The 25,687-nt window shown below is 58.8% G+C and carries 23 protein-coding genes; 8 read left to right on the forward strand and 15 right to left on the reverse strand.

Translation table 11 applies throughout. The features are described 5' to 3' along the window. Positions 1-28 precede the first annotated feature (28 nt). On the reverse strand, positions 29-382 hold the full coding sequence (locus ACVWXE_RS06555) for an MGMT family protein (protein ID WP_414329999.1): 354 nt from the start codon (positions 380-382) through the stop codon (positions 29-31). Positions 383-444: 62 nt separating this feature from the next. On the opposite strand from ACVWXE_RS06555, the gene ACVWXE_RS06560 reads away from it, so the two are divergent. The 3 genes from ACVWXE_RS06560 (at position 445) to ndk (ending at position 2,215) form a co-directional block, all read left to right on the forward strand. Then, positions 445-957: a hypothetical protein gene (locus ACVWXE_RS06560; protein ID WP_011431939.1), complete on the forward strand. Its 513-nt coding sequence runs from the start codon at positions 445-447 to the stop codon at positions 955-957. Positions 958-1,006: 49 nt separating this feature from the next. Then, complete coding sequence (locus ACVWXE_RS06565) at positions 1,007-1,678, forward strand: HupE/UreJ family protein (RefSeq protein ID WP_011431938.1); 672 nt, start codon at positions 1,007-1,009, stop codon at positions 1,676-1,678. Between the two features lie 87 nt (positions 1,679-1,765). After that, on the forward strand, positions 1,766-2,215 hold the full coding sequence (gene ndk / locus ACVWXE_RS06570; protein WP_457489881.1) for a nucleoside-diphosphate kinase: 450 nt from the start codon (positions 1,766-1,768) through the stop codon (positions 2,213-2,215). 130 nt (positions 2,216-2,345) lie between these two features. Here ndk and darG read toward each other — a convergent pair whose 3' ends face one another. The 7 genes from darG to ACVWXE_RS06605 form a co-directional block, all read right to left on the reverse strand. After that, entirely contained in the window at positions 2,346-3,416 is a 1,071-nt protein-coding gene (darG, locus tag ACVWXE_RS06575; protein ID WP_457489882.1) for a type II toxin-antitoxin system antitoxin DNA ADP-ribosyl glycohydrolase DarG, read from the reverse strand. Positions 3,417-3,429: 13 nt separating this feature from the next. Then, a complete protein-coding gene (gene darT / locus ACVWXE_RS06580) occupies positions 3,430-4,080 on the reverse strand; it encodes a type II toxin-antitoxin system toxin DNA ADP-ribosyl transferase DarT (protein ID WP_457489883.1) in 651 nt (216 codons plus the stop codon). Positions 4,081-4,128: 48 nt separating this feature from the next. Continuing rightward, positions 4,129-5,502, reverse strand: coding sequence for an ABC transporter ATP-binding protein (locus ACVWXE_RS06585; RefSeq protein WP_457489884.1), 1,374 nt, complete (start codon positions 5,500-5,502; stop codon positions 4,129-4,131). 28 nt (positions 5,503-5,530) lie between these two features. Further along, complete coding sequence (locus tag ACVWXE_RS06590; RefSeq protein WP_457489885.1) at positions 5,531-7,258, reverse strand: ABC transporter permease; 1,728 nt, start codon at positions 7,256-7,258, stop codon at positions 5,531-5,533. A 67-nt stretch (positions 7,259-7,325) separates the two neighbouring features. Beyond that, a complete protein-coding gene (locus ACVWXE_RS06595; RefSeq protein WP_414398879.1) occupies positions 7,326-7,616 on the reverse strand; it encodes a DUF7219 family protein in 291 nt (96 codons plus the stop codon). A gap of 82 nt (positions 7,617-7,698) precedes the next feature. Then, positions 7,699-8,427: a hypothetical protein gene (locus ACVWXE_RS06600; RefSeq protein WP_457489886.1), complete on the reverse strand. Its 729-nt coding sequence runs from the start codon at positions 8,425-8,427 to the stop codon at positions 7,699-7,701. A gap of 808 nt (positions 8,428-9,235) precedes the next feature. Then, the gene (locus ACVWXE_RS06605) at positions 9,236-10,684 is read right to left on the reverse strand and encodes a carotenoid oxygenase family protein (protein WP_457489887.1); all 1,449 of its coding nucleotides are present in this window, start codon (positions 10,682-10,684) and stop codon (positions 9,236-9,238) included. A gap of 166 nt (positions 10,685-10,850) precedes the next feature. Here ACVWXE_RS06605 and ffh point away from each other — a divergent pair, with 166 nt between their 5' ends. Genes ffh through ACVWXE_RS06620 form a run of 3 tightly spaced genes read left to right on the forward strand, consistent with a single transcriptional unit; the run spans position 10,851 to position 13,892 of the window. Continuing rightward, positions 10,851-12,314, forward strand: a complete 1,464-nt coding sequence (gene ffh / locus ACVWXE_RS06610) for a signal recognition particle protein (RefSeq protein WP_414398875.1) — start codon at positions 10,851-10,853, stop codon at positions 12,312-12,314. 9 nt (positions 12,315-12,323) lie between these two features. Further along, a complete protein-coding gene (locus ACVWXE_RS06615; protein ID WP_414342486.1) occupies positions 12,324-12,782 on the forward strand; it encodes a tRNA (cytidine(34)-2'-O)-methyltransferase in 459 nt (152 codons plus the stop codon). Positions 12,783-12,830: 48 nt separating this feature from the next. Then, positions 12,831-13,892: a histidinol-phosphate transaminase gene (locus tag ACVWXE_RS06620; RefSeq protein ID WP_457394778.1), complete on the forward strand. Its 1,062-nt coding sequence runs from the start codon at positions 12,831-12,833 to the stop codon at positions 13,890-13,892. A gap of 27 nt (positions 13,893-13,919) precedes the next feature. Here the strand turns inward: ACVWXE_RS06620 and ACVWXE_RS06625 are convergent, their stop codons facing one another. From ACVWXE_RS06625 to ACVWXE_RS06635, 3 genes are read right to left on the reverse strand one after another with little or no spacing between them, the layout of a single operon-like run. Next, a complete protein-coding gene (locus ACVWXE_RS06625) occupies positions 13,920-18,056 on the reverse strand; it encodes a hypothetical protein (RefSeq protein WP_457489888.1) in 4,137 nt (1,378 codons plus the stop codon). 55 nt (positions 18,057-18,111) lie between these two features. Continuing rightward, the gene (locus ACVWXE_RS06630) at positions 18,112-18,402 is read right to left on the reverse strand and encodes a 2Fe-2S iron-sulfur cluster-binding protein (protein WP_457489889.1); all 291 of its coding nucleotides are present in this window, start codon (positions 18,400-18,402) and stop codon (positions 18,112-18,114) included. A 15-nt stretch (positions 18,403-18,417) separates the two neighbouring features. After that, the gene (locus tag ACVWXE_RS06635; RefSeq protein WP_414408606.1) at positions 18,418-18,693 is read right to left on the reverse strand and encodes a (2Fe-2S)-binding protein; all 276 of its coding nucleotides are present in this window, start codon (positions 18,691-18,693) and stop codon (positions 18,418-18,420) included. 287 nt (positions 18,694-18,980) lie between these two features. On the opposite strand from ACVWXE_RS06635, the gene ACVWXE_RS06640 reads away from it, so the two are divergent. Further along, a complete protein-coding gene (locus tag ACVWXE_RS06640; RefSeq protein ID WP_011431920.1) occupies positions 18,981-19,433 on the forward strand; it encodes an Hsp20/alpha crystallin family protein in 453 nt (150 codons plus the stop codon). On the opposite strand, the gene ACVWXE_RS06645 is transcribed toward ACVWXE_RS06640, so the two are convergent. The 4 genes from ACVWXE_RS06645 to ACVWXE_RS06660 all read right to left on the reverse strand — a co-directional run bounded on the left by ACVWXE_RS06645 (position 19,380) and on the right by ACVWXE_RS06660 (position 25,309). After that, complete coding sequence (locus tag ACVWXE_RS06645; protein WP_414351982.1) at positions 19,380-20,246, reverse strand: SAM hydrolase/SAM-dependent halogenase family protein; 867 nt, start codon at positions 20,244-20,246, stop codon at positions 19,380-19,382. The two genes, ACVWXE_RS06640 and ACVWXE_RS06645, sit on opposite strands and share 54 nt — an antisense overlap. A gap of 68 nt (positions 20,247-20,314) precedes the next feature. Next, positions 20,315-22,447, reverse strand: coding sequence for a bifunctional arginine dihydrolase/ornithine cyclodeaminase (argZ, locus tag ACVWXE_RS06650; protein ID WP_457473555.1), 2,133 nt, complete (start codon positions 22,445-22,447; stop codon positions 20,315-20,317). A gap of 94 nt (positions 22,448-22,541) precedes the next feature. Beyond that, a complete protein-coding gene (locus ACVWXE_RS06655; protein ID WP_011431916.1) occupies positions 22,542-23,294 on the reverse strand; it encodes a response regulator transcription factor in 753 nt (250 codons plus the stop codon). Between the two features lie 203 nt (positions 23,295-23,497). After that, positions 23,498-25,309 (reverse strand): dipeptide ABC transporter ATP-binding protein, encoded by a 1,812-nt coding sequence (locus tag ACVWXE_RS06660; protein WP_457489890.1) that lies wholly within the window; start codon positions 25,307-25,309, stop codon positions 23,498-23,500. Positions 25,310-25,549: 240 nt separating this feature from the next. Here ACVWXE_RS06660 and ACVWXE_RS06665 point away from each other — a divergent pair. Continuing rightward, the coding region (locus tag ACVWXE_RS06665; protein WP_457441997.1) for a helix-turn-helix domain-containing protein at positions 25,550-25,687 on the forward strand (138 nt) is incomplete at its 3' end.

Below are 25,687 nucleotides of genomic sequence, written 5' to 3' on the forward strand. Positions count from 1 at the left end.
GCCTGTCTAAGGTTAGGTCAAGCCTAGGTTAAACTTCCCCTGGATCCCAGCCAAATTGTTGCAAGTCCACCTGGCCCTCGGCGTCGAAGTGGATCCCTTCGGCTTGCAGCAGCGCTTTCTGCAGGTCGTCGTAGCCCAGGCGAAAAGGGGAGTAGGAAATGCAGCCCTGGGCGTTGATCACCCGGTGCCAAGGGATGTCGGTGTTTTGGCCTTGCAGGCGAAACAAAGCATAGCCCACCTGGCGAGCATAGCCGGGGTAACCGGCAACCCGCGCCACCTGCCCATAGGTGGCCACTCGGCCCGGCGGGATCCGCCGCACCACTTCGTAAAAGCGCTGGTAGAGGCTAGTAGATGGAGCGCTAGTGGAGCCAGACTGGGTCACAGGGATCCTCGCTCAAACTTGGCAGACAATTAAGATGTGGAACGGATTGGATCCCCGGGTCCATGAGCTATTTAATCGCGGTACTGCCGGATCGCATAGCCGCTGAGGCGGCCTACAGCGCCCTGGAACAAGCCGGCTTTTCCCTGGAGCGATTGCATCTGCTGGGGCGGGGCTACAAGAGTGCCGACGAGTTTGGGCTGATTGACCCGGCCCAAGCGGCCCGCCGTCAGATGCGGCGCCTGGCCATTTGGTTGGTGCCCTTTGGCTTTTTGGCCGGGGTGGGGTTCAGCGTTTTGAGTGGTTTGGATACCTTTGCCTGGGCGGGACCTATAGGCAACCACCTGATCGGCGGCCTATTGGGCGCGATGGGCGGGGCCATGGGCAGCTTTTTCGTCGGCGGCGGAGTGGGCTTGTCTGGTGGCTCCGGCGATGCTTTGGCTTACCGCAACCGCCTCGCTGCGGGCAAGTACGTGCTCATTGTGGAAGAAGAGAACGAAACCCGCCTCCGCGAAGCCACGCGGATTTTGCGCCAGTTTGAGCCGGAAAATCTGCAAGGGTACAGAGAGCGCCCCTAGACTGGGAGATCTGGGCAGCTATTGAGAGAACTCAGGGAGGTCCAAAAGCATGTCTTGGCTGTGGCAGCAAGTCCCATCGCCGCTTGGGCGGTGGCGGAAGGAAGGGATCCCCAGCTTTGCCGCTGCTGGGGGTGCACTGGCAGTTACGGGGTTTTTTTCGCCGGCTTTTGCCCACCACGCCCTGGGAGGGAAACTGCCTGCAACGGCCTGGGAGGGATTTCTCTCCGGGCTGGCTCACCCTGTCATTGGCTTGGATCACCTGGCCTTCGTCGTGGCCATCGGTCTTGTGGCGGCGGGGCAGCCCTGGCGCTATGGGATCCCGCTGGGCTTTGTGCTAGCGGGTCTGGTGGGCACTGGGATCCACCTGGCCGGCTGGGATCCCCTGGGACTGACGGAGCTGGCCATTGCCTCTTCCGTGGTTCTCTTCGGCTTGCTGCTGGTGCAACCGCGGCAGATCCCAAGTTGGCTCTTGCTAATAGGGGGATCCCTGGCGGGGCTATTCCATGGCTATGCCTACGCCGAAACCATTATCGGCGCCCAACCCATGCCTTGGGTGGGATATCTACTGGGGTTGAGCACCGTCCAGTATGGGGTAGCTCTCCTGGCCCTTTGGGCAGCAGAACGCTGGGGGTTGCGGATCCCTGGCTTAACTCGCTGGGCCGGCTGGGCGATTACAGTGGTGGGGGCTGCCTTCCTGACCTTGGCAGTGGTGGGCGCGTAAAAAGCGCTAATTTTGCTCCCTTGCGCTCGGGATCCCCGATCCGGTACAAGGATAGCGGTGAAGATCTGTAAAACGAGGGGAGATCCCATGGAGCGCACCTTTATTGCCATCAAGCCAGACGGCGTGCAGCGGGGGCTGGTGGGCACCATCATCCAGCGCCTGGAGAGCCGAGGCTACCAATTGGTGGGCCTGAAGCTGATGCAGGTGAGCCAAGAGCTGGCGGAAGCCCACTATGCCGAGCACAAAGAGCGCCCCTTCTTCCCCGGTTTGGTTCAGTTCATCACCTCTGGGCCGGTGGTGGCCATGGTTTGGGAAGGCAAAGGAGTGGTGGCAGCCGCCCGCAAGCTGATCGGCAAGACCAACCCCCTGGAGGCAGAACCGGGCACCATTCGCGGCGATTTTGGCATCGATATTGGCCGCAACCTCATTCACGGCTCCGATGGAGTTGAAACCGCGCAGCGGGAGATCGCCCTTTGGTTCGATGAGTCGGAATTGGTGAGCTGGACACCGGTTGCCCAAAGCTGGATTTATGAGTAAGTATGGCTATTGCAAATCGCCAACCTCATCTCCAACGGCAGTGCTATGATCCCCAGTTCTCCTCTGCCTTCGGCACAAAGGCTAGGAGCAAAGTCTGTGCAGCACTCCGGGGCAATATCTCAAACGGGCTTCAATTGGCTGTGAACTGCTGCCCTGGAAGCGCCTCGACCCACCCCTTCTCTGCCAAAACTTGAGCGGCAAGCAGGATTTGTTTCTTGCTGAATTGCCGTTTCCTTTCTGCCCAGGCGTGGAAACCCTCCACCAGCGCCTCCGCCGTGGCAGGGTGCTCCCGAGTCAAAATCCAGTGAGCAGTAGCGAGCAGTTCTAAACCGTACGGCGACTCAAAGCCCTCCACGAGGTCACTGACACGCTCAAAGCGTTCTCTCGTCTCTGGCTGATCGGCGAGATAGCTGTGGGCCTCCTCGATGGCGCCAGGCACCAGCTCCAGCTTCTTGTCTGGTCGGTCACTCCCCGATCCGTACCCAGAGATGTAGTAACCCTCGATTTCCTTAAGAACATGCCGCAGGTTCTCAGCGTAGGGGCCATAAACGCCCTTTGTAAACCTTAAGCGAAGGGGCTCCCCAGCTTCCTGCAGGAAGTACATCAGCTTGTGCAGCTCGAGCAGGGAAACGAAGGGAACCAGTAGGCCGTTGGTGTAACGTTCCATGAGGCCCACCAGCACCGCCCTTCCCGGAGTTAGGGTAGGAACCTGCCCACGGCGCATGCTCTTCGGCAAAGGCTGAACCTCAGTCGGCTCAAAAACAAGAATGCGCACATCTGGGAGCGTTGCCAGCGCCCACTCGATGCGGGAGCGAACATCCGGCCAACTGAGACCACCGAGGCCACAACCCAGGGGTGGCAGAGCAACCGAATGTAGGCCAAGACGCCTGATCTCTTCCACAAGGGACTGTAGCCCGGCCTCGATGTCCTCAATCCTCGACTTCCCCCGCCAGTGGCGCTTGGTGGGAAAATTGATGATATAGCGAGGATTAGTCAGCTTTCCCGTCTCGAAAACCAATAGTTTACCGGGCTGAACTTCCCCCCGTCGGCAAGCTGCCGCGTAGGCCTTGAAGTTCTCAGGCCAGGCCTTCTTAAACTGCAGGGCAATGCCACGGCCCATGGCGCCAACGCAGTTAACGGAATTGACCAGCGCCTCCGCATCCGCTTCCAAGATATCTCCGGCACGGTATTCAAGAACCATGGGCCTCCCTTGGTCAAAAATACCAATCAGCACGTACTTCCACCGTAGGAGTGTATTGACTCCTCGCCAGCACTTGGTTAACTTTGCACCTAAGGTTAGCCTGGCACACTCCAATTCTTTCGACGAGATCAAAGGGAAAGTAGCCGTAAAGAAGAAATTCTGCCTGCTTGCGTTCCTTGACCTCTGGGTTGCGGAAATCCCTGGCGGCAATAGCGCCCCAGTCTAGCTCACCAAGACAGCCAAGCTGGGAGCGGAACTCAGTGTAGCGGGCACCCGCGTTGGAGAGGGAGAAAGCCCACCGAACTTGATTGTGATCAGCCCAAGCGATGACCCGATGCAGATCTGCCTCGAGATGCACGATCCGAGTCTGGCCACCGCGATAGGTCAATTCGGGATGGTTTGCGCAGTGGATGACATAAAGCATGATCGAGCGGGGGCAAAAGTAAAAAGGAACATAGTCGCCGACTTTTGTGCCAGGGTGGCATGAAACTTCCAGCTCCTCGATTCGACGTCGCTTGATTTTGGACATGCCAATGGCTTGCGTCGGCCCCCCTTGTTGAAGTATTGCCGCGTCAGAGAGTAGCCCACCAGTGGTTACAATCCCTTGCAAGTTGTCTACATGGGTAATGTGGTAGATTTTGGGACTTTCTGGAATTGGCGCCATACCTCCGCTCTACGATGCAGCTTTGAAAAAGGCAGAGCCAGATGCGCTTCAGTCGGAACGAGAGTTGAGACCGACAGGCTTTTGAGCAGTGGAGCTCTCGCTTGGCTCGGGCAGATAGAGACGTTCTTCCGAGGCGTCGTACTCAAACAGCTCTGCATAGCGTCCCCAGTCAATGGCGGTGGCAAACTGCCGTTCGGCTTCAGCGTGGGGGAAGTGTTCGTCCCAAAGATCCAAGAAGAAGTCCGCTCGCATGGAGCGGCTGCCTTTTTCTTCCAGGGTCTGCAAGATGCTGCGGAACACGGGAACCCGTGCCAATAGCTGTTGTCGGAAGAGATCCTTGCTGCGCAGGATGGTGGTGTTGGCAAAGTCCTGGCCAATTTCGGTCAGTTGCACCACCCCGCTGGCCACCTCGGCAAAGCCCAACAGCACCGCCGCATCCAAAATCGGCAGCAGATCGTCCACGGCCAGTTGCAGCCGCTCGGCCAAATCGGCAATCTCCGCCCGCCCTTGCGGCCACTCCACGATCAACTCCAGCAGACCGCTGATCCCGCCCACCCGCGCATGGGGCAGAGGCAGGGCATAGGGGGAAGTGGCCTTATCACCAGCCAGCGCAGGCAGAGCCACCTCTCCGGTAACAGCAATTTCGGGGTTGGTCATGATCTCGTAGATGTAGTCCACCAAGGACTTAAAGCGGGGATCCGTGCGCTCGTGAGGCCGCGGCAGATCTATTCTCACCTCCCCCCGGATCCGCCCCGGGTTGGATCCCAGAATCACCACCCGATCCGCTAAAAACACCGCCTCTTCGATGTTGTGGGTAACGATGAGGATGCTTTGGGAAGAGAAGGCTTGCGCATTCCACAGCTCATCAATTTCCCCCCGCAGGTTTTCCGCCGTCAGCACGTCCAAAGCGCTAAAAGGCTCATCCATAAACAGCACCTTGGGCTCTAGGACAAAGGCGCGGGCAAAGCCCACCCGCTGCTTCATCCCCCCCGAAAGCTCCTTGGGGTAAGCGTTCTCAAACCCATCCAAGCCCACCAAGTCAATGGCCTTCAGGGCCTTTTGCCGGCGGATCTCGCGGGGGATCCCTCGGGCTTGCAGCCCCAGCTCCACATTTTCTTGCACGGTCAGCCAGGGTAGGAGAGCAAAGCTCTGAAACACCATCGCCACATCGGGGTTAGGCCCACGTAGAGGCTGGCCGTTACTCAGCACCCGCCCTTGACTGGGGGGGATCAGGCCCGCCATGATGCGCAAAAGGGTGCTTTTGCCACTGCCGCTACGGCCCAGCAGAGCCAAGACCTCCCCTGCCCGCACTTGCAAATCAATTTGGCTTAAAACGGTAAACTCCCCCTTGCCCTCTGGCAAAGGAAAGCGCTTGTAGACTTTCTCAGCCTCAATTAAAACGGGGGAAGCTGCAGAGCTCATAGAGAGATTACCTCAGAAACTGAAAAGACTAAAGGTGATACTTTTCTTCCGCCAACTGATACAGCCGTCGCCAGAAGAGGCGGTTAAGGCCCACCACAAACAAGCTCATCATGCCAATGCCCAAGGTAATGCGGGGCCAGTCTCCCACCGCCGTTGCCTCAGCAATGTAGGTGCCCAATCCTGTAGCCTTGAGGGTGGTGGATCCCCAGGCCACAATCTCCGAGACAATGCTGGCGTTCCAAGCGCCGCCGCTGGCCGTGATTCCCCCGGTGACCCAGGCGGAAAAGATCCCTGGAATGATCAGCTTTCGCCAGCGCTGCCATCCTCGTAAGCCCACATCCACAGCCATTTCTCGCAAGTCTGTGGGGATGCTCTGGGCGCCGGCAATGGAGTTGAAAAGGATGTACCACTGTGCCCCCAACGACATGAGCAAAATGCTGCCCCACTCAATGCTGATCTGGGCGCGGATAAAAAACAACGTGGCAAAGGGAAAAAGGAAATTGGCCGGGAAAGCTGCCAGAAATTGCACCACCGGCTGCAGCAGTTTCGCCAGTTTTGGATTAAAGCCAATGGCCACCCCAATGGGAGTCCAGATCACCGTGGCGAACACCAGCAACACGCTAACCCGCAGCAAGGTGAGGATCCCTAGCCCGAAGGTCAGCATCACCTCTCCAAAGCCCACAGTGGTAGCCACAAAATCAACAATCCAAATCCCAATGCCGCCAATAGCTGCCCAGGAAAGCTGGGTTAGCAGCCGCTCGCGGCGTCGCTCGGCCTCAGGACTAAGGGGATCCACCCAGTGCGGGCGAGTCAGATAGGACAACAGCCGATCCACCAACTCTGCCAAGGGGGAAAGCCAACTGCCGATCAGCCGCGGGATCCGCGCCGTGGTCAGCAGATCGTACAGCCAGGATTCGGGGGCGGCAGCCCCGCTGCTCTGTTCCAGGCGAAACTTATCCGACCAAGCCACCAAAGGCCGCCAGAAGAGCTGATCCACCAGCAGGATGACCCCGGCCATGGTCAGGAGCGCCCAGCCCAGCTTGGGCAGATCCTCCGCCTGGACGGCCGCTTCCACATAGGATCCCAGGCCCGGCAGCGTGTATTCCTGGTTGAGCACGCTGATGGCTTCGCTGGCTGCCACAAAGAACCACCCTCCGCCAAAGCTCATCATGGCGTTCCAGATGAGGCCCACCATTGCCGCCGGCACTTCCAACTGGGTAAAGCGCTGCCACCCCGACAGGCGATACAAGGTAGCCGCTTCCACCAACTCTTGAGGCAGCGTGCGCAGGGATTGGTAGAAGGAAAAGGTCATGTTCCAGACTTGGCTGGTGAAGATGGCAAAGATAGAAGCCGCCTCCAGCCCCAGCAAGCTGCCAGGAAACAGAGCAATGAAACCGGTAACCGTAATGGAGAGAAATCCCAACACCGGCACCGATTGCAAGACATCCAACAGAGGGATCAAAATGCGCTCGGCCCAGCGACTTTTGGCAGCAATGTAGCCATAGATCAAGGTAAAAAGGGTGGAAAAGGCCAAGGCAATGAACATGCGCAAGGTGGAGCGGGCCGCATAGTAGGGCAGGTTGCGCGGATCCAAGTCGATCCGGGGCACCACCGCCGGAGGCTGAAACCGCTCAAAAGCCCCCACTCCCACCTGCGCCACCAAGGCCAGGAGAACCAACGTGCCCAGAATGATGGCCCCATCCGCAGCCCCTGCTGGCAGCCGACGAAGCGCCTCCGGCGAAGGAAAAGTCCTCATCTTCCCTGACCAAGCCCGGCATCCGCGCCCAGTGTACACCGTTTGCGGTTAGCCAGGATCCAGCCGGCTACTCTTCCGGCAAGTCGGGGGGAGACTCCTTCCACTGGGGATTGTCCAAGATGGCTTTTTTGGTCTGCTTGAGTTGTTTCCACAGCTCCTTGATTTGCCGGTAGGCTTCTTCCGGGGTAATTTTGCCCCCGGTTTCCAAGCTACAAATCAAGGACACTTTATTGCTAAATTCCTGCAGGTTGGCATCAAAAACTAGGTTCTGCGGCTTCACTTCGCCCCAGTAGGGATAGCGAGGCGAAATGAATTCATCTTTGTTGGGAGGTTTGTTGGGAGGAGTTGGTTCTGCCACGGCCTAGCCAGGGTAAAAGAATGGTTCACAACAAGAAGGTCAACATGAAAAGCTCCATTAAAGCAGGATCTACTAGCCCAGTTTATGGGCGTTTTCTCTTAACCGGCTTGGGTACTTTTGCGGGATCTCGCAGAGGATAAAACGGCTCTTGAATAGACGCTTCCCCACGTGTCGAGGGGGTGGAACTCTTCCTGGCTTTGGGTTGGGGGGGGGAACGCTTCAGGCGTGGGCGCGGCGGCGTTTTGAGCACAGGGCCGATGGGAGTGCCCGCCTCCACATAGAGCAGGGATCCGCGGCGGCGCACCTGCAGATCCCAGAAATTGCCTACCCCTTTGCCCGGCAGGGATCCGATCAGGCGCAATTTGAAGGCTTGGGGCTTGGGGGCTGCGGCTCCATCCTTCTGGACTCGCTGAGAGGGAGAGTTGGCGGAAGCTTTTTTGCCCGATTGACGGATCTTGACAATGATGAACCCTTTCTCCTGGGATTGAAAAACGACCTCGCCCCGGATGGAAAACCAATCCGGCACCACCGTCGGACGGGATCCCTCGGGGAGAGTTCGCCCCATTTCTTCTGGGGCCCACACCCCCAGCAACTGCACGTGCAGATCTTCGGTTTTGTCGCGGGTGCGAGGATAAACCACCCACAGATAGTTGCGTTCCGGCTTCAGGTGCTTCCGTACCAGGCTCATCACCCGGCCCAGCAATACGGCATTGAGATCCAGGCCATCCGAGGTGCGCAAAATCCCGCGGGTAAAGTGCTCTGGGGAGGGGATGTATTGCCCTTCGATGAGGCCGATGGCTCGGTATTGCATCTTCTCCCCAGGCGGGGGGATGGGTTCCAAACAGACTCGCTCTTTCTTTTCTTCCAAGCTAGCAGTGGTACTGACAACAGGCTGCAAGGACTCCGTCCCGCTGTCGCGAACAGCACCAGGAGCTGCCGCAGGATCCTGAGCTTTCGCTGATGACAGGGATCCCTTGGCCTCGCCGGTTGAGCTGGGTCTGGGGGGCCGTACAGGTCGAAAGGGAGGTCTCAGATCGGAGGACATTGTGACGGTTCCGTTGCTGTCAATTCAGAATGCTCGGCGGCAGACATTTACCGTTGCAAAAACAGGCCATAACTTTGCTCTTGACCCAAGACCTGCTCAACACACCATTCACTAGCCTAACAACGCCCAACAGCGTCTTTCCATCCTGCTTCCATTGACAAACTCCCAGCAGGTGCCCTCGTCGGGAACTGGGGAGCCAGCAGTTGTCAACACTGTAGCCGACGTGTAGCCAATACTAGCAACTGTTCCAAGGGAATGGTTCTCAGGCCGCAGAATGTTTATCCCCCAGACAGAACCATTTCATCTTTATGGTCATTTCGATTCGAACTAGGACATTATACTCACACCCAAAACATTGAAGGTGCAGAGCCAGAAGGCTTTTCTCAGTAGCCCAGGCGTCTCACCCTAAGCTGAAACGAATAGAGTACCTGTAGTTTTTTCCGGCAACGCTGACTGGAGGTGTTTCTGCACAGCCGGGATCCGACTGACCGATCCCCAGGGCTCCCGCAAAGGCTGGGGCGCATGATCTTTCCCGAGCCGATGGGATCCATTAGCCATTCCTGGGGTTCACCGTTTAGGCGGGCGTTGCCCACACCTGGGGAGTAAAACTGCCGTGTAGGCCATAGGGAATGTGGTGCCGCAATGGGATCCGCGCAACCGGGCCGGCTGTCAGGTCGGCTGCTTCTAGGATCACCACTTGAGAGCGCTGGCTGGCCGCATCAAAAACCACCGTCACGATCCACCCTGCCTCTTCGCCCTGACCTTCTGGATCGGGGATGAACACCGGTTCTCCCACAAAGCCGCGAGGGGCAAAGCTGTACTGCTGTGTGCGACCTGTGGCGGTATCCAGCTTGAGGATGGCTTGCAGAGGAGCATTGGGGCCAGGAGCATGGGTGGCCCCGATGTATATGTAGCGGTGGGATCCCCCCATTTGAGCCGGGTGGATGGCCGGAAACTCCACCGAGCGATCCAGCAGCAGTTCCCGCTTCACGCTGCCCCCCTTGGGATCCAGATAGAACCGCCACAGCTTGCCCGCCGGAATCTGGGCAAAGTCAATCTGCAGGTAATCGGCATCCGTCTCCAGGGCAGGGTAGTTCTCATAGAGGACGGCATCCACCACCACCTGATCCCCGACTTCGTAGCCGTTGACAAAATGGAAAACAAACCCCGGCTCCGCTTCCAGTTGCAGCGGCTTATCGCCCTGGGGAAAGAGCCAGATGCGGGTCGGCTCCCCCGGTTTCAAGGTCAAACAGGTGCCCGCCGGTTGCCAGCCCAACACAAACGGCAGGGGGTTGAAAGCCAAGGGATTTTGGAAAAAGATACGGTAGCGGGGTGTCCAGACAAAATCGTGCAGGAAGGCAAAACCGGGCAGGCGGTAATCCCGCTTTTCCACCAAGCGCCCGCGCGAGTCCAGACGGTAAAACAGCAACGTGGAGTTCTGGGCAGCCCGCACCCCAAAGGCGATGAGATCTCCCGTGTGGGGATCCCGCCGGGGATGGGCGGTAAAAGGCTGGTTGGCTGAGATCCCTCCTGCAAACGTTTCGATCCCCTCGGTGGCCAAGGTGGCCGGGTTCAGCCGGTAAGGGGCACTGGCCTCCCACAGGGCCAGCAGCTTATCTCCCTGGTAGATGACGTTGGTGTTGGCGGGATTTTTGAACCGCAAGTCGAGAAAGTTGCTCCACCAGCCGCCCGGCTTTTGGGTGCCAAACACCCCTCGGTAAAGCACCCGACCGGCTTTTTCCTCTGCTTCAAACTCGCGGGTGCGCACAAACCGGTTGCGAAAATGAACCTTCCCCTCCACAAAGGTGATGGCGCAGACCATGCCGTCGCCATCGAACGGGTGTCCGTAGCGCTGGGATCCCGCCTCCAGCTTGCCCGGGCCGTTGCGAAACAGGGTTCCCCGCAACCCTGCCGGGATCCGTCCTTCGATCTCCGTAATCCAATAGTCGTACTCCTGGGATAGGGAGCGATAGCCCAATTGCCAGTCGGTGGTGCTGTAGGGAAGGGAAGCGACGCTGACCATGGAAGATCTGCATGCAACGCCCTCTATTGTTGCTTAAACTTTTGTGAAGTCGCCAGTTTTTCTGGGCCGGGATAGCCACCTTGGTTGGGATCCCCAAGATGGAGTCGCCCCGATTCGACTATGGTAGGAAATGCCCCCAAAGCGCCTGACAGGATCCACAGTACCCATGTTTGATGCCCTCTCCGAGAAGTTGGAATTGGCCTGGAGAAAGCTGCGCGGCCAGGACAAGATCACCGAAACCAACATTCAAGAAGCTCTGCGGGAGGTGCGGCGAGCCCTGCTGGATGCGGATGTCAACTTGCAGGTGGTGAAGCAGTTCATCGAGGATGTGCGGGAAGCTGCCCTGGGATCCGAGGTCATCCTGGGGGTGACGCCGGATCAGCAGTTCATCAAGATCGTCCACGACGAGCTGGTGAAGGTGATGGGGGAAGCCAACGTGCCCATCGCCCAAGCGGAGCAGCCTCCCACCATTGTCCTCATGGCCGGTTTGCAGGGATCCGGCAAAACCACCACCTGCGCCAAGTTGGCTCTGTACTTGCGCAAGCAGGGCAAGAAGTCCCTGATGGTGGCCGGAGACATCTACCGCCCGGCGGCCATCGACCAGCTCAAGACGCTGGGCCAGCAAATTCAGATCCCCGTTTTCGACCTGGGCAAAGCAGATCCCGTCGAGATTGCCCGGCAAGGGGTGGAGGCGGCCCGACAGCAGGGCTACGACTACGTGATTTTGGACACTGCCGGTCGTTTGCAGATTGACCTGGAGATGATGGCGGAGCTGGAGCGGATCAAGGCGGCGGTGCAGCCCCACGAGATCCTGCTGGTGGTGGATGCCATGATCGGCCAAGAGGCAGCCAGCCTTACCCGAGCCTTCCACGAGCGCTTGGGCATCACTGGGGCCATTCTCACCAAGCTGGATGGGGACACCCGCGGTGGGGCCGCCCTTTCCATTCGCCAAGTGTCCGGTCAGCCCATCAAGTTCATCGGTGTTGGCGAAAAGGTGGAAGCGCTGGATCCCTTCTACCCGGATCGCATGGCCTCCCGCATTCTGGGTATGGGGGATATCCTCAGCTTGGTGGAAAAAGCTCAAGAGGAAATCGACCTGGGAGATGCCGCCAGCATGGCGGAGAAGATGATGACTGCCCAGTTTGATTTCACCGATTTCCTCAAGCAGATGCGCCTAATTAAACGCATGGGATCCTTGGCAGGGCTGCTGAGACTGATGCCGGGGATGGGCAAAATCAGCGAGGAACAACTGCAAAAGGGACAAGACCAACTGGCCCGCGCCGAAGCCATGATCAACTCCATGACCCCCGAAGAGCGGCGCAACCCGGATCTGTTGGCCCGCAGCGTCAGCCGCAAACGACGGGTGGCCCGCGGATCTGGCCACAAGCTGGAGGATGTCAGCCGACTGGTCAGTGATTTTCAACGCATGCGCGACATGATGCGCAACATGGGCATGGGTGGCGGTTTTCCCGGTATGGGTTGGGGGGGTGGGCGTACCTCTCTTCCCGGCGGGGATCCCAGTTGGCGCGGACGTTCAACGGCCTCTCCCTCTCGGCAACAGCCCAGCCGCAAGCCGGGCAAAGGTGGGGGTAAAAAAGGGGGCGGCAACCGCGGATTTGGGGGCAAGTAGGATAGGATTATGCCCTTCCACGTTGTTTTGGTTGCCCCAGAGATCCCGGCCAATACGGGGAATATCGCCCGCACCTGTGCAGCCACCGATACGCCTCTCCATCTGGTGGATCCTCTGGGGTTTCGCCTTTCGGATCGCTACCTCAAGCGGGCGGGGCTGGACTATTGGCAGCACGTCCAACTGTATCGCTACCCCTCTTGGTCTGCTCTGGTGCAGGCCCACCCTGAGGCCCGGTTCTGGTGTTTTAGTGTGCGCGGCAAAGCCCTTTATACGGAAGTAACCTATCAGCCGGGAGACTGGTTGGTGTTCGGCAGCGAAAGCCGGGGGTTGGATCCCATGTTTTTGGAAACCTATCCCAGCGTGCGCATTCCGTTGCGGGGGCCGGTGCGCAGCCTGAACCTCAGCAATGCCGTAGCGATTGCCCTTTTTGAGGCGCTACGTCAGCAGGGATCCCTGACCAAAGAATAGGGGGTCGGGTTGACCCTGTTATGATAGGTGTTTCGCCCCGTCAGGAAGATGTGTGCCTTGCAGTATCTGCGCCCCGATTTGCTTCACCTCAAGCCCTACGACGCCGTGCCTGCCCCGGCTGCCGACAAGCTGGATGCCAATGAGTTCCCCCTCGATTGGCCGGTGGGCTTCAAGCAGAAGCTCTCCCTCCTTTGGGAGAAAGGGATCCCCAGCAACCGCTATCCCGATGCCCACCACCGGGGCCTGAAGCAGGCCATCGCCGCCTATGCCGGAGCGGAGCCAGAGCAGATCAGCTTGGGCAATGGGTCGGATGAGCTGATCCGCTCCCTGCTGATTGCCACTTGTTTGGGCGGGCGGGGCGGCATTTTGGTGGCAGAGCCCACCTTCTCCATGTACGCCATCCTGGCCCAGAGCCTGGGGATCCCAGTGGTGCGGGTTCCCCGCGATCCCGAGACGTTTGCTCTGGATCTGGAGCGCTGTCAACAGGCTTTGAGGGAGCATCCCATTCGGGTGGTGTGCCTGGTGGATCCCAACTCGCCGACGGGGAATGGCCTGACGGCTGCAGAGTGGGAGTGGGTGGAAGGGCTGCCCGAAGAGATTCTGGTGATTTTGGATGAGGCCTATTTTGAGTTCAGCCGGCACACAGCCCTGCCCAAGTTGGCAGAGCATCCCAACTGGGTAATCTTGCGCACCTTCTCCAAAGCCTTTCGCCTGGCGGCCCACCGGGTGGGCTATGCTGTGGGTCATCCACAGCTTATGCAAGTGTTGGATGGGATCCGCCTGCCCTACAACCTCACGGCCCTTTCTCAGTGGGCGGTTCAGATGGCTTTGGAGCATGCCGAGGAGCTTTTGGCCGACGTGACGCTAATTTGTCAGGAGCGGGAAGCCCTTTATCAAGCTCTGCAGGAGCTGCCAGGGGTGCGGGTGTGGCCCAGCCAAGCCAACTTCCTCTACTTCCGGGTGGCCGGCTGGGATCCCCAAGAGCTGCAGCGGGCCTGGCAGGAGCTGGGGACTGGTGTGCGCTACACGGGTGGGGGGCTGCGTCTGACGGTGGGCACCCCTGAAGAGAACCGACGGGCCTTGGAGCGCCTGCGCCAAATCCTGCAATAGGCCTCCCGGCCTGCGTTCGGAGCCAGCCTAGGTGGATGGGTCGGCGCGCGAAAAGCGCTGGATCAAGCTGTGCACCTGCTGCAAGTGTCGTTCGTTCAGATGCTCCAGCGCCTGGGCGATTTCCGCTCTGAGTCGGCTCTGGGTATCGGTTTGGGCCTGCTGCAGCAGCCAACTTTGGACAGGGCTGGGGTGCTCCACAAAGTCAAGCGCCCAGGGATCCCGTTCGTCCAGCTCAGGTTCTGCCTGGGGCAGCTGCTCCCTCCAACGCTCTTGAGCCTGTCGAAACTCCTCCGCCAAACGATCTGTTGGGCGCCCCTCCGCTTGGAGAACCTCTTGATACCTTTGGTGGGTCACCAGCCAGCGCTGCCGAATTTGAGAGCGTTGCTGCCAGGTCAGTCTGCCGGTTCTGCTTTCGGTAAAGCGCTCGTAAAACCTGAGCGTGTCTCGGTAGTGGCCCAATCGCTCACAAGCCAAGCCCACCTCCAGGGGCTGTAGCCACCAGGCCCGCTCCATCTGTGTGCTGGTAACCACTTCCTGCAGAAAATCTCGCAGCCCAGGGGATTTGCGCCTTAAGTCTTCCCAGTTGGTCCGGATATCCCGGGCCATGGCAGCCACCAGCTCGTAATCGTGTCCCCGCTGCCACGCCTGAGGATGGGCCTGCACCGTTTTCCAGAGCTTCTCCCACTCTCGGCACTGGATCAGAACTCGCAGCATCAGCGGCCAGTCTTTCAAGCGCTCCAGACTGGTGACGACGTCGCCGATGTACTCTGCCCACTCGCCTGTGAGGGGACGTCCTGCCTCTTGCCATCGGTCCAGCACCACCGAGTCTTGGCGGTCTTTGGATAGCCACCTCACCTTGCCGGGAAGGGGTTCCAGGTGGATCTTGGCCCGGTAGTAGGGGGAATGCTCCGTTTGGCCCCCCTGATCCCAAACCTCTACCGCCCGCTCAAATTCCTGCCGATAGAAGTGACAGATACCCCAAATCTTGTAGTACTGATTCGCGAACGGCTGCCGCTGGCCGAGAAAGGCCAGACGTCCCTTCAAAGCCTCAAGGGTCTCTTGCAAAAACCGGCTGCGGGCCTCTTCCTGGGGGCAGAAAGTTCCCAAGTTGTTGAGAACTTGCTCAAGCTCTGCCAAAAATTGCTGTACACACTCTTTCCAGGTGGAATCCGTTCGTGTAAGCGGGACGAAGTCCCTATCTTTGGGGCTGACTTCAACGCTCAGCCAATCTCGCACCCGCACCACCTGTCGGAAGCGCTCCATAGACTTGACAGAGGTTCTTTGGGTCGCCACCATCAAGTCCACCAAGGGGCTGTAGTCTGGGATCCCAGGACATCCAGCAAAGTAGGCGGCGTTACGCTGCAGCTCCAACCAGGCCTTCCCTCTCCAAAAGCACTCCCAGGCTTCTCGTTTAAGATTTTTGTTGGGCAAAGCAGACTGCTCCAGGCTCAGGAACTTTTGCCCTGCGGAAACGTAATCCCTCTGGAGCTTGAGGAGCCAGGCCTGACATTCCTGTTCTAAAGGTGGTTTTTTTGCCTTCCGCGCCAGAGTTTGAACATCCTCCAGAAGTTTGAGGTTGCCCTCCTCGATGCCGCGCCTGAGAAGCTCAAGAGCTGCCTCCTGCAGATCTTCCAAGCTTGTATTGGTCCAGTACTGGATATTGATGCCTTTGACAGGGTAACCCAATACCGGTGGGTCGGTCTCCCATTCCGACCGATCCGGTTGCAGAGAAGGATGATCGAGCCAAGAGTTGGATTCTAAGCTTGGATCCCAGAACTCCCGCCAACCGGCAGAGGTGTCCACAATGGCCAGGGCCTCGATGGGGCGGGTAATGCCGACATACAATTGGTTGAGAAAATAATGGAGCTGCAGGGATATCGCCTCCCCAGCTCCTCGGGCGTAATCATTAAGCTTTCGGTTAAAGTTTTGTCGATAGGCGTTTCCAAACTTGTAGAGGATAACTTTTTTGAACTCCATTCCCTTAACAGACGTAGCAGTTTGCAGGAGCGGTGGTTTAAGATTCTGCTTCAATTCCTCGGCAAAGATCTTCTGGAGTTCGGGATCCTGACGCACGTAGTTCAGCTCCTCTCCCACAGGACAGGGTAAGATACAGACTGTTCCTGTGAGATCACTAAGCATTTTTCTAAGCTCATCTTCGATTAAGTTTCTTTCCTGACCATCCAGCACAAACCTTTGAACCGGCATGCCCTGCTCATGGGGACGCCAGGGCTGTTGGGGATAGATTTCTCGACTCTTGCTGAGAACTCGCCGCCACAGGTTGACTACATTGCTAAAACGAGTAACTTGTGGATTGCTGCGATAGTTGTTTCTCAGCTCCTGCGGGCCTGCAATCTCAAAGGGATGGCTCGGCAACAAGTAGGCGCGGATATGCTCGTAGAGATATTTTTTCAGAGCAGCCCAACGAAATCCCGTCGGGTTAATGGTTTGCAAGGGATCCCCGGCAAAGGCATAGGGCAGGCGATCAATAGCCCAATCCAACTTGTATTTTCCCCAAGGAGATAAGCAAAAAATGATATTCAGCTCAAGTTGGGTAAAGTCCTGAACCTCATCGCAAAAAATGACTGGATGAATAGGATTAAGAGTGCCATTCTGCAGCACATCTCTGGCCAAATCTTGGTCATCCCAGTAGCCCTCGTGGGTGGTTCGATCCCGGTAGCCTGGCCAAATCTCTTCGTAAATCCGCTCGAAGGCTTCTTCATCCACACTGCGGTCGGCCTCAGGCAATTCTCGGTAGCTATCGGGATCCAAATAGTCACTGACCTCATAGCCTTTGATCAGCGTGCGAATGGTGTGCCAAGCCAGCTCTACATCGCGGCGACCACAATACCAGCTCTGAAATCGATAAAAATTGACATACCGATCCGGTTGGTAGCGTTCTTGCCGCTCGGCAGGAAGGCAGTTCAGCAGGTAATCCTGAAAAGTGCTAAAAAAAGTTTGACATTGCTGAATTTCCTCCGTGGAGAAGCTGCACCCCTCCTCCCGATAGCGGTGGCTGATGCGCAAAATTGAACTTACCCTGTCGCGGGCTTGCTGCACCAAGCTTGGGCTATAGGTCAAAAAGAGAGGGCGGTACTCAAGAGGTCTCTGTTTTGAAGTTTTGAGGTAGTGGCTGCAATAGTCGGCAAAGCGGTAGTACAACATCAGAGATTTGCCGCTCCCGGCCCTTCCGTTGATCAGTAGGGGCATGGATGTACTCTGCAGGATTTCTTCCTCCTCCATGGACAAAGCCAAATTTCCCTCTGTGATCTCCTGCATTTCCAACCAAATGGTCTCATCCGCCACCATGTAGTCGGGGTAGGCGCGACGGGCGTACCGCTTCCACACCTCCAAAGGTTGCGGGTGCTGGAGAATGTCTGGCTGCTTGGCTTTCATCCCAAAGAGGCAGGTTTGGCATCCCAGCTCAAACCGTTCCTTTTGCTCTGGGGCGTGGTCGTAAACTCCAATGAGAAATGGAAACAATCTCCCTGGCTGCTCGCACGCTTGTACCAAGCTGACGGCCAGATACAGGGATCCCTCCTGCCAGCATTTGACCTCTGCCTCCAGATAAAACGGCGGGAGCTGCCGGTAGAGCCTGCCTTCAATGTCATCTACCAAGCGGGATACTGCTTGGTAAGCCTGGCGCCGCTGCTCTGGAGAAAGGGCCCGTACTTGCCGAACCCATTCCCCACTTTCCAACACCAGCCGCTCCTGCGGATTGGGAGCATTCAAGAACTGTGTCCATTCATACAGCTCGTCGGGCAGAGGGGGGAGATGGTTTGGCGGATCCCCTGGTTCGTGCCGCTGCGCCAGCCACGCCTGCAAACGGTCATCGGGCACCCAGCTCCGCACCCGTTCTTGATAATCCGGATCTCGCCGTCGGTCTAAGAACTCCCGGTATTCGTGACTGCCTCTCGGCCAGAGGCCAAACAAAACCAGAACGGGTACTTCGCCTACATAGCGCAGCTCCCCCACCAAGCGAATGTTGTTGCGGAGATTACGCTTCCAGTAAGGGTAACGAACGTCGAACAACTGGCTCAAAAGGGTGCGACCCCCCTCTTCCAGCCGTTCTATCAATGCTTCTAGGTTGCACTGGGTTCTGCTTCCCAGAAACTCCTCCGGGCAATATACATACATGGGATCCCGCCGGGTATACCTGGAAGCCATCCTAGTGCCGGACTACTGGCGAAAATTGCCGCTGTGCCAAAAGTCTTAATTTTTTTCATAATCCCCACGTAGCCCACACACTCTCCAGCTCTGATTCAGGGAAAGTGCTCCCCACCGCTAACGCGAACGAGGCCGGGATCCCTTGAATGCTGTCCAAGATGGCTTGATAGCCTGTACGGCGGCAAAGGTTGCCCCGCAGGTGATCCCGCAGCTCCGCCAAGGACTCCGTCCCGCTTACGCGAGCGGATGGGATCCCTTCCCCACAGAGCTGACGAGCACTCAAGATCATCCCCGGCGTGCAAAAGCCACACTGGAACCCCTGTCCCTCTAAAAAGCGGGCCTGCAAAGGACTCCGTCCCGCTTACGCGAACGGATCCCATTCCCCGCCTCTGGCCAACCCCTCGATGGTGGTGATGGCTTGGCCCTGCAAGCGCGCCGCCGGGTACAGGCAACTGTGGACGGGATCCCCCTCCAACAGCACCGTGCAAGCCCCGCAATCCCCCGAGTCGCAGGCACGGCGTACCCCCACCCAGCCCAGCTCCCGCAACAAGCTCAGCAGAGTGATCCCCGGCGGAACCACCTGCCCATAGGGTTGGCCGTTCACCTGAAATCGGATGGGAATGGGAGTGGGATCCATAACGGTCTTCTTTTTTCACTCACATCTACCCCATTCTGTTTTGAGCAAAATGTTTCGAGTGAACCATTGGATTGCCCTGTTTGTTTTCATCCCTCTTCCCCATGAGGTGAGGGGATCCTGCCTATCGCAGATCGGTTTGCCCTCCCTCGCTGGGATGGCTTTCTTGGATGATCAGAGCAGGATTTTGTGAATTCAAATCCCAAGTGCAGGCCAAGCCTTCTTTGCCGAGATCTCTTCGCTTCCCTCAACTCCATTGATGACTTAGCCTATTTACCCTAGGAGACACTATGGCAACTCTTTACTTCAGCCCGCTTTTCGAGGTACAAGCTCTGCAAGCGGAGCCCAACCGGGGACGCTCTCGCTCCTTCCTGCCCACTCCTCTGCAGGTTTGGGAGAGCGGCGAAGCCTACACCGTCCAGTTGTGGGTGCCCGGTGCCAATCGGGAACGCTTCCACATCGAGGCCACGGCTCAACAGCTCTCCATCAGCGGCGAGATCCAGGTTCACGGCCCTGAAGGTGCTGAATTGCGCTACCAAGAAGTGGAGCCCCAACCTTTTCAACGCATCCTCAAGCTGGCCCGCCGCATCCAGCCGGAGAAAGTCTCGGCCACCTATCGCGACGGCATCCTCACCCTCACTCTGCCCAAAGCCGACGCAGCGCGGGTGATCAAAGTCCAAGTGGGCGCCTCAAACCCCACTACTCCGACGGAAGCCGTGACGGTGGAAAGCCAACCTGCCTAGGATCCCCCTCTTTTCGGGAGAGGGGCTGGGGGTGAGGATCCACTGCACGCGCACCTCATCTCCCACCTTAAAATCCAGCGCCCGGCTGGCATTGCCTCGGTTTTGCACGATCTCCACCCAGCCGGAGCTGCCCACCAGGGCCAGCACTTCCCCAACTTCTCCCTCAGCGAAGGTGGCCACGGAGCGGACGGGGATCCCTTTGATCCAGGCGCTCCAGCTTCGACCTTCCACCCACTGTCCGGGCAGGTTGGTGATGCCGTTGCCGAAGTGGTCGATGGCCTGGACCAGGCCGCGACAGCCGTTGGTCTCCATCTGGGGTGGCGGCCACTCCCAGCGGGTTAGTTCTGCTACGTCTAGGGGATCCCCCAGCTCCGCCAAAGGGATCCCGTTGGCCAGATGAGCGGCAACCGGGGCAAAAATATCCCGCCCATGAAAGGTGCGGCTGGGAGAGGGGGTGCGCCAATAGCGGGGCCGGTTGAGTTCCACAGCAGCCAGCGCCGGAGTTTGGGCCAAAACGCCGCTGAACAGGCCATTGTCAGGGCCAACCAAAAAGCCCGTCTCGGTTTGGATGGCTACCGCCCGGCGGCTACTCCCCACCCCTGGATCCACAACGGCCAGGTGAATGGTGCCCGACGGCAGATAGGGGTAGGCCGTCATCAGGGCAAAGCGAGCCGCCGCCACATCCTGAGGCGGGATCCCATGGCTGAGGTCGATGAGTTGAGCCTGTGGGGAAAGGGTATGAATCACCCCTTTCATAATGCCCACATAGGGATCCTGCAGGCCAAAATCCGTCAACAGGCTAATAAAAGGCATACCCTTTTGAGGCTTGAGGATCCCAGTTTAAGGATCCCAAAAGATAACAGCGCTTATGGATGGGGTGGCTAGCGGGCAGCAAGAGCAGGTTGCGGGCGCTCATACACCTGCCCCAAACGCGCCAACTGCTGCACCAACAAACTCAAGAACAGGCCCACATCGGTAACAATCCCCACCGACTCCAGGGATCCCCGATCGGCCAGCTTGGTCACCACCGCCGGGTTGATGTCCACGCAGATCAGCTTGACCCCGGCAGGCGTCATGTTCCCGGCTCCAATGGAGTGCAACATGCTGGAGAGCATCAACACCATGTCGGCCCCCTGCAGCAGCCGTGCGTAATCCTGCTGGGCCTTGATCAAATCCATCTCCGTATCCGGCAGCGGCCCATCGTCACGGATGGATCCCGCCAGGGAGAAGGGCACCTGAGCGCGAATGCACTCGTAGAACACCCCACCGGTAATCACGCCCGCTTCCACTGCGGCCCGGATGCTGCCGTACTTGCGGATGAGGTTGATGGTTTTGAGGTGATGTTTGTGGCCGCCCTTGACCGGGGTGCCCCGCGACAGATCCACCCCCAGCGAGGTGCCGTAGAGATTCTGCTCCAAATCGTGAACGGCAATGGCATTGCCCCCCAGCAGCGCCTGCACATAGCCTTCGCGGATGAGGGTGGCCAAGTGGGATCCGCCGCCCGTGTGGATGACCACCGGCCCTGCCACCACCACCGTTTTGCCGCCCCGCTCCTTGATTTGCCGCAGCTCCCAGGCAATCTGCTCCACCAGGATCTCCACCCGCCGCTCGCTGGAGACCCCCGATCCCATAAAGGTAAACTCCTGGGAAGAGCGCTCTTTGCTGGCCTGGCGCACGGTGCGGATCCCTTCCACCCCACACACCACGGCATCCCCCACCTGCAGGTCTCGAATCAGGGTGCAATAGGCTGAAAACTCCGTCTTGCCATTGCAATCGGATCCCTTGACCACGATCACCCCATCCATGCGCTGCCGCTGCACCGGGATCCACTGGCCGGCCACCCGCACCTGCGTGGGATAGATGGTGGTGACATAAAAATCGTCGGGCGCTACCCCTGCTTTCTCTACCCGCTCCAGACGGGCATCTTGCTGGGTTTCTTCCGAGAGACGGGCCCCCTGCTCGATCAAGGCGCTGAGAATGGTATCCAGGGTCTCTTCGGTGGGAGCGGAAACGGCCAGTTCCACCGTGGAAGTGCTCTGCCGTTTTTCCCCAAGCTGAAACTTGAGGATCTGGAAGCTGCCGCCATTGTCGACAATGCAATCGACGGCTCTGGTGAGCAGGTCGCTGTCCACCAAGTGTCCCTGGAGGGTCACCGTCCGGCTGAGCACCGTGGCCACCGGATCGGTTTGGGGAGCCACCGTCTCGTCGAGGCGCAGCGTCAGGCACTTGGCCGCCCCACCGGCTTTCAGGAACTCCGTCAGCTCCGTCTGCACCACCGCAAATCCCCGCTCCTGTAGGGTGGCTTCCAGCTCTGGGCTGACCCGATTCACCAAGATCGTGCCGTTCACATCCACGGCATTGCAGGCAAAGTGAATGGCATCCGCCTCCTGAACCGGGATCCGCTTTTCAGGGGGCACCCGCATCTCGATCAAACGGTTGGAATAGGTATCAAAAGCCGGTGGATAGTAAAGCAAATAGCCTTCGGAGAGGGGGCAAAAGCAGGTGTCTAGGTGGTAGAACCGCTCGTCCACCAGCCGCAAAGACAACACCTCGATCCCCAGCCACTTGGCCAAGTAGGGGTGAGACTCCAACATGGAGCGAAAGCCGTAGCCCGCCCACAGCCAGCGCCCTGCCCGATCCAACAGAGCATCTCCCGCCCCCTCAAAAGCCAGGGCTGGCGGCAGCTCATAGACGGTGTAGCCCTGTTCCTCAAACCAAGCCTTGAAATGGGGCTGTTCCCCCTGCCGCTCTGGGTGATAAAAACGGCTCAGCACCACCTTGGATCCCAGGATGAGCCCGGCATTCGCCGTAAACACCATATCCGGCCATCCCGGCACCGGCTGGATTAGCTTCACCTCCGCCCGCTGCGAGAGATGCCGATAAAGAGCCTGCCACTGCTGCAGCGCCCGTTCTCGCGAAGAGCGGTGAACATTCCCCACCATCCAGGGGTTGATCACATAGTCCACCTCGTAGTGATCGGGTGGGCACATCAAATACCGAATGGCACCAGGCATAGATCTCAGAGCGCAATCTGCAGCAGGGCATCCCCTAGATTAGCAGTTGCGTGAGCAGCATCCTCAAGAATCATGAAAGAATCATAAAGAATCATTATTTGTGGGAATCTTTCGCCAGCTCTGGCTGCGGTGGGACGGGATCGGCAATGTTGGGCAACTCCAGACAGTAGCCCGCCCCATAGACGGTTTTGATGTACTGGGGGTGGCGGGGATCCGGCTCCAGCTTGGTGCGCAGGTGGCGGATGTGAACACGGATGGTCTCGATGTCGTCGTCGGGCTCGTAGCCCCACACCTCCTGCAGGATTTCGCTGGGGGAAACGGTCTGCCCATGTCGCTGCATCAGACAGTGGAGCAGGTCAAACTCCAGGTGGGTGAGCTTGATGGTTTTGCCGAACCACAACGCCTCAAAGCGCTCCGGCACCAGCGTGAGAGGGCCATAGGTGAGGATCTCCCCATGCTTGGCCGCCTGTGGGATCCGGTCTGAGCGACGCAGCAGGGCCCGCACCCGCACCAGCAGCTCCTGCACCTCAAAAGGCTTGGTCAGGTAGTCGTCGGCACCGGCATTAAAGCCCTCGATCTTGTCCTGGGTTTGGCCGAGGGCGGTGAGCATCAAAATCGGGATCTCGCTGGTGCGCTCCTCCCGCCGCAAGCGCTGACAAACGGTCAGGCCATCTACCTGGGGCAGCATCAGGTCGAGGATGATCAGATCGGGGAGAACTTGCAGAGCCAGTGCTTGTCCGCGCACCCCATCGGTGGCCTTCACAACCTCGTAGCCCGCCAACTCCAGATTGATGCGCAGGATATCCAGAATCGAAGGGTCGTCCTCAATAATGAGTATGCGAGCCATAGCCGGTTGCAGCCCAAACTGCGGATAAAACGTTTTGTTAAATGTGCTAACAAAGAGCCGAAGCTTTACGACTGGAAGTTTACTTAATTTTAGCCTCATTGCAAATCTTACTGCGAAGTTAACCCGCAGGGTTGCCCAGCCCGGAGCCGGATGCAGGGGAAACTTTTCAACCCGTTTGGGGCAAATGGGTGCGTTTTTAAGGCCTACGGCCCGCTATCGCGAACGGATCTCCCTTTGGGGGAAGTGCTCCGCACCGCTGGCGCGAACGCGGCGATGAGGCGGCGGGTGTAGTCCTGCTGCGGCTGCTGGTAGATCTGGGAGGCGGGGCCAAGCTCTTCGATGCGGCCCCGGTTCATGACCATGATGCGGTCGCTCATGAACTTGACCACGCTCAGGTCGTGGGAGATGAACAGGTAGGCCAACCCCAGTTCCTCCTGCAGATCCTTGAGCAAGTTCAGCACCTGGGCCTGCACGGAGACATCCAGGGAAGACACTGCCTCATCGCAGACGATCAGGCGGGGCTCCGAGGCCAGGGCGCGGGCAATACAGATCCGCTGCAGCTGTCCTCCGGAAAACTGGTGGGGCAGGCGATCCAGCGCTTCCGGATCCAACCCTACCCGTTCAAACAGGCGTTGGGCCCGTGCTCGTCGCTCAGCAGCATTTCTCCCAATCCCGTGCAGGGCCATTGGCTCTATGACGCTGGCTCCCACACTCATGCGCGGATCCAGTGAGGCTGCCGGATCCTGAAAGATCAGCTGAATCTCGCGGCGGAGACGACGTAAGCGTTGGGGCGGCAAGCGGAGCAGCTCCTCGCCGTCGTAGATCACCTGGCCAGAGCTGGCACGGACCAGGCGCAACAGGGTTCGCCCCAGGGTGGTTTTGCCGCAGCCGGACTCTCCCACCAGCCCCAAGGTCTCTCCGGGGTAGAGGTCAAAGCTGATCCCATCCACAGCTCGGATCTCGCCCACCTGGCGGCCAAATGGCCCTCGACGGACGGCGTAGTGGGTTCGCAGATCCCGCACCTGCAGCAGGGGGGGCTGACTGTACAGCCGGCGCAGCCGTTCTTCCTCTAAGGACTCCGTCCCGCTTACGCGAACGGCAGCTGGGATCTCCACTTGCTGCCACTGCTCCTCCAGGGATCCCCCTTTTTCCAGAAAATCCTGGACGGTGGGCAACCGCCGCAACCGCCGCTCCAACACCGGGCGACAGGCCAACAGGCCGCGGGTGTAGGGATGCTGGGGATCCCGAAAGATCTGCTCCACCGATCCCTGTTCCACAGCTTGGCCCCGGCGCATCACCACCACCTGATCTGCCAGTTCGGCCACCAAATTGAGATCGTGGGTGATGAAGAGGATGGCCATCTGCCGGTGCTGCTGCAGCTCCCAGAGCAGGCGCAGGATTTCCGCTTGCACCGTAACATCTAGAGCGGTGGTCGGCTCATCGGCAATCAACAGTTGGGGATTGGAGGCGATGGCACAGGCGATGGCCGCCCGCTGGATTTGGCCGCCGGAGAGCTGATGAGGGTAGCGCTCCAGCATCTGGGGAGAAAGCTGCACCTCCTCAAACAGGCGAATGGCTTGGGCGCGGATCTCCGCCGGGCTCAGGGAGGTGTTGGCCCTCAAGGTTTCCTGTAACTGCTGGCCACAGGTGTAGAGGGGGTTGAGGGCGGTGCTCGGCTCCTGGAAAATCATGGCGATCTGGGATCCGCGATAGCGCCGCCGTTGCCGGGGATCCAACTGCAGCCAGTCCACCGTTCCGTTGGGGCCCTTGAAGAGGATTTTGCCCTCCACCCGGGCCGAGCTGGGCAGCAGATCAATCAGCGTCAGGGCGGTCATGGTTTTGCCGGATCCCGACTCCCCCACCAGGCCTAAGGTCTGGCCGATCCCGATCTGGAAAGACAGCCCGTCCACCACCGGGGATCCCGAGGGCTCGCCAGCTGCACGGCTGGGCAAGAAAACCCGCAGCCCTTGTACGGTCAGCAAGGCAGAATCGGCAGTAGAGACAGCCTCAGTCATGGCGACGAAAGTGCTCCGCACCGCTGGCGCGAACGCATTAGGGGAATTGGCAGGATTATAGACTACCGCCCCCGCCTTGGCCTCCAAAGTGCTCCGCACCGCTGACCAAAAGGCGCGGCAAGCCCCGTCCTTCAGAGCGGGGAAGGATAGCGCCGACCGTAGCCGACGCCCTTTAAAAACGCAGTGCCGGCCATGTGAATATCGTTGTCATCACGCATAGGTCAAGAATACGATTGAGCGGTGCAACGACTTCAAGCCTTCAAGTACGAATTGCTGCCCAACGGCCAGCAGGAACGGCAGATGCGCCGCTTTGCTGGCTCCTGCCGGTTCGTCTACAACAAAGCACTGGCGTTGCAGAAGGAGCGTCACGAGCAAGGT

This window comes from Thermostichus sp. MS-CIW-41 (genome assembly GCF_054058915.1).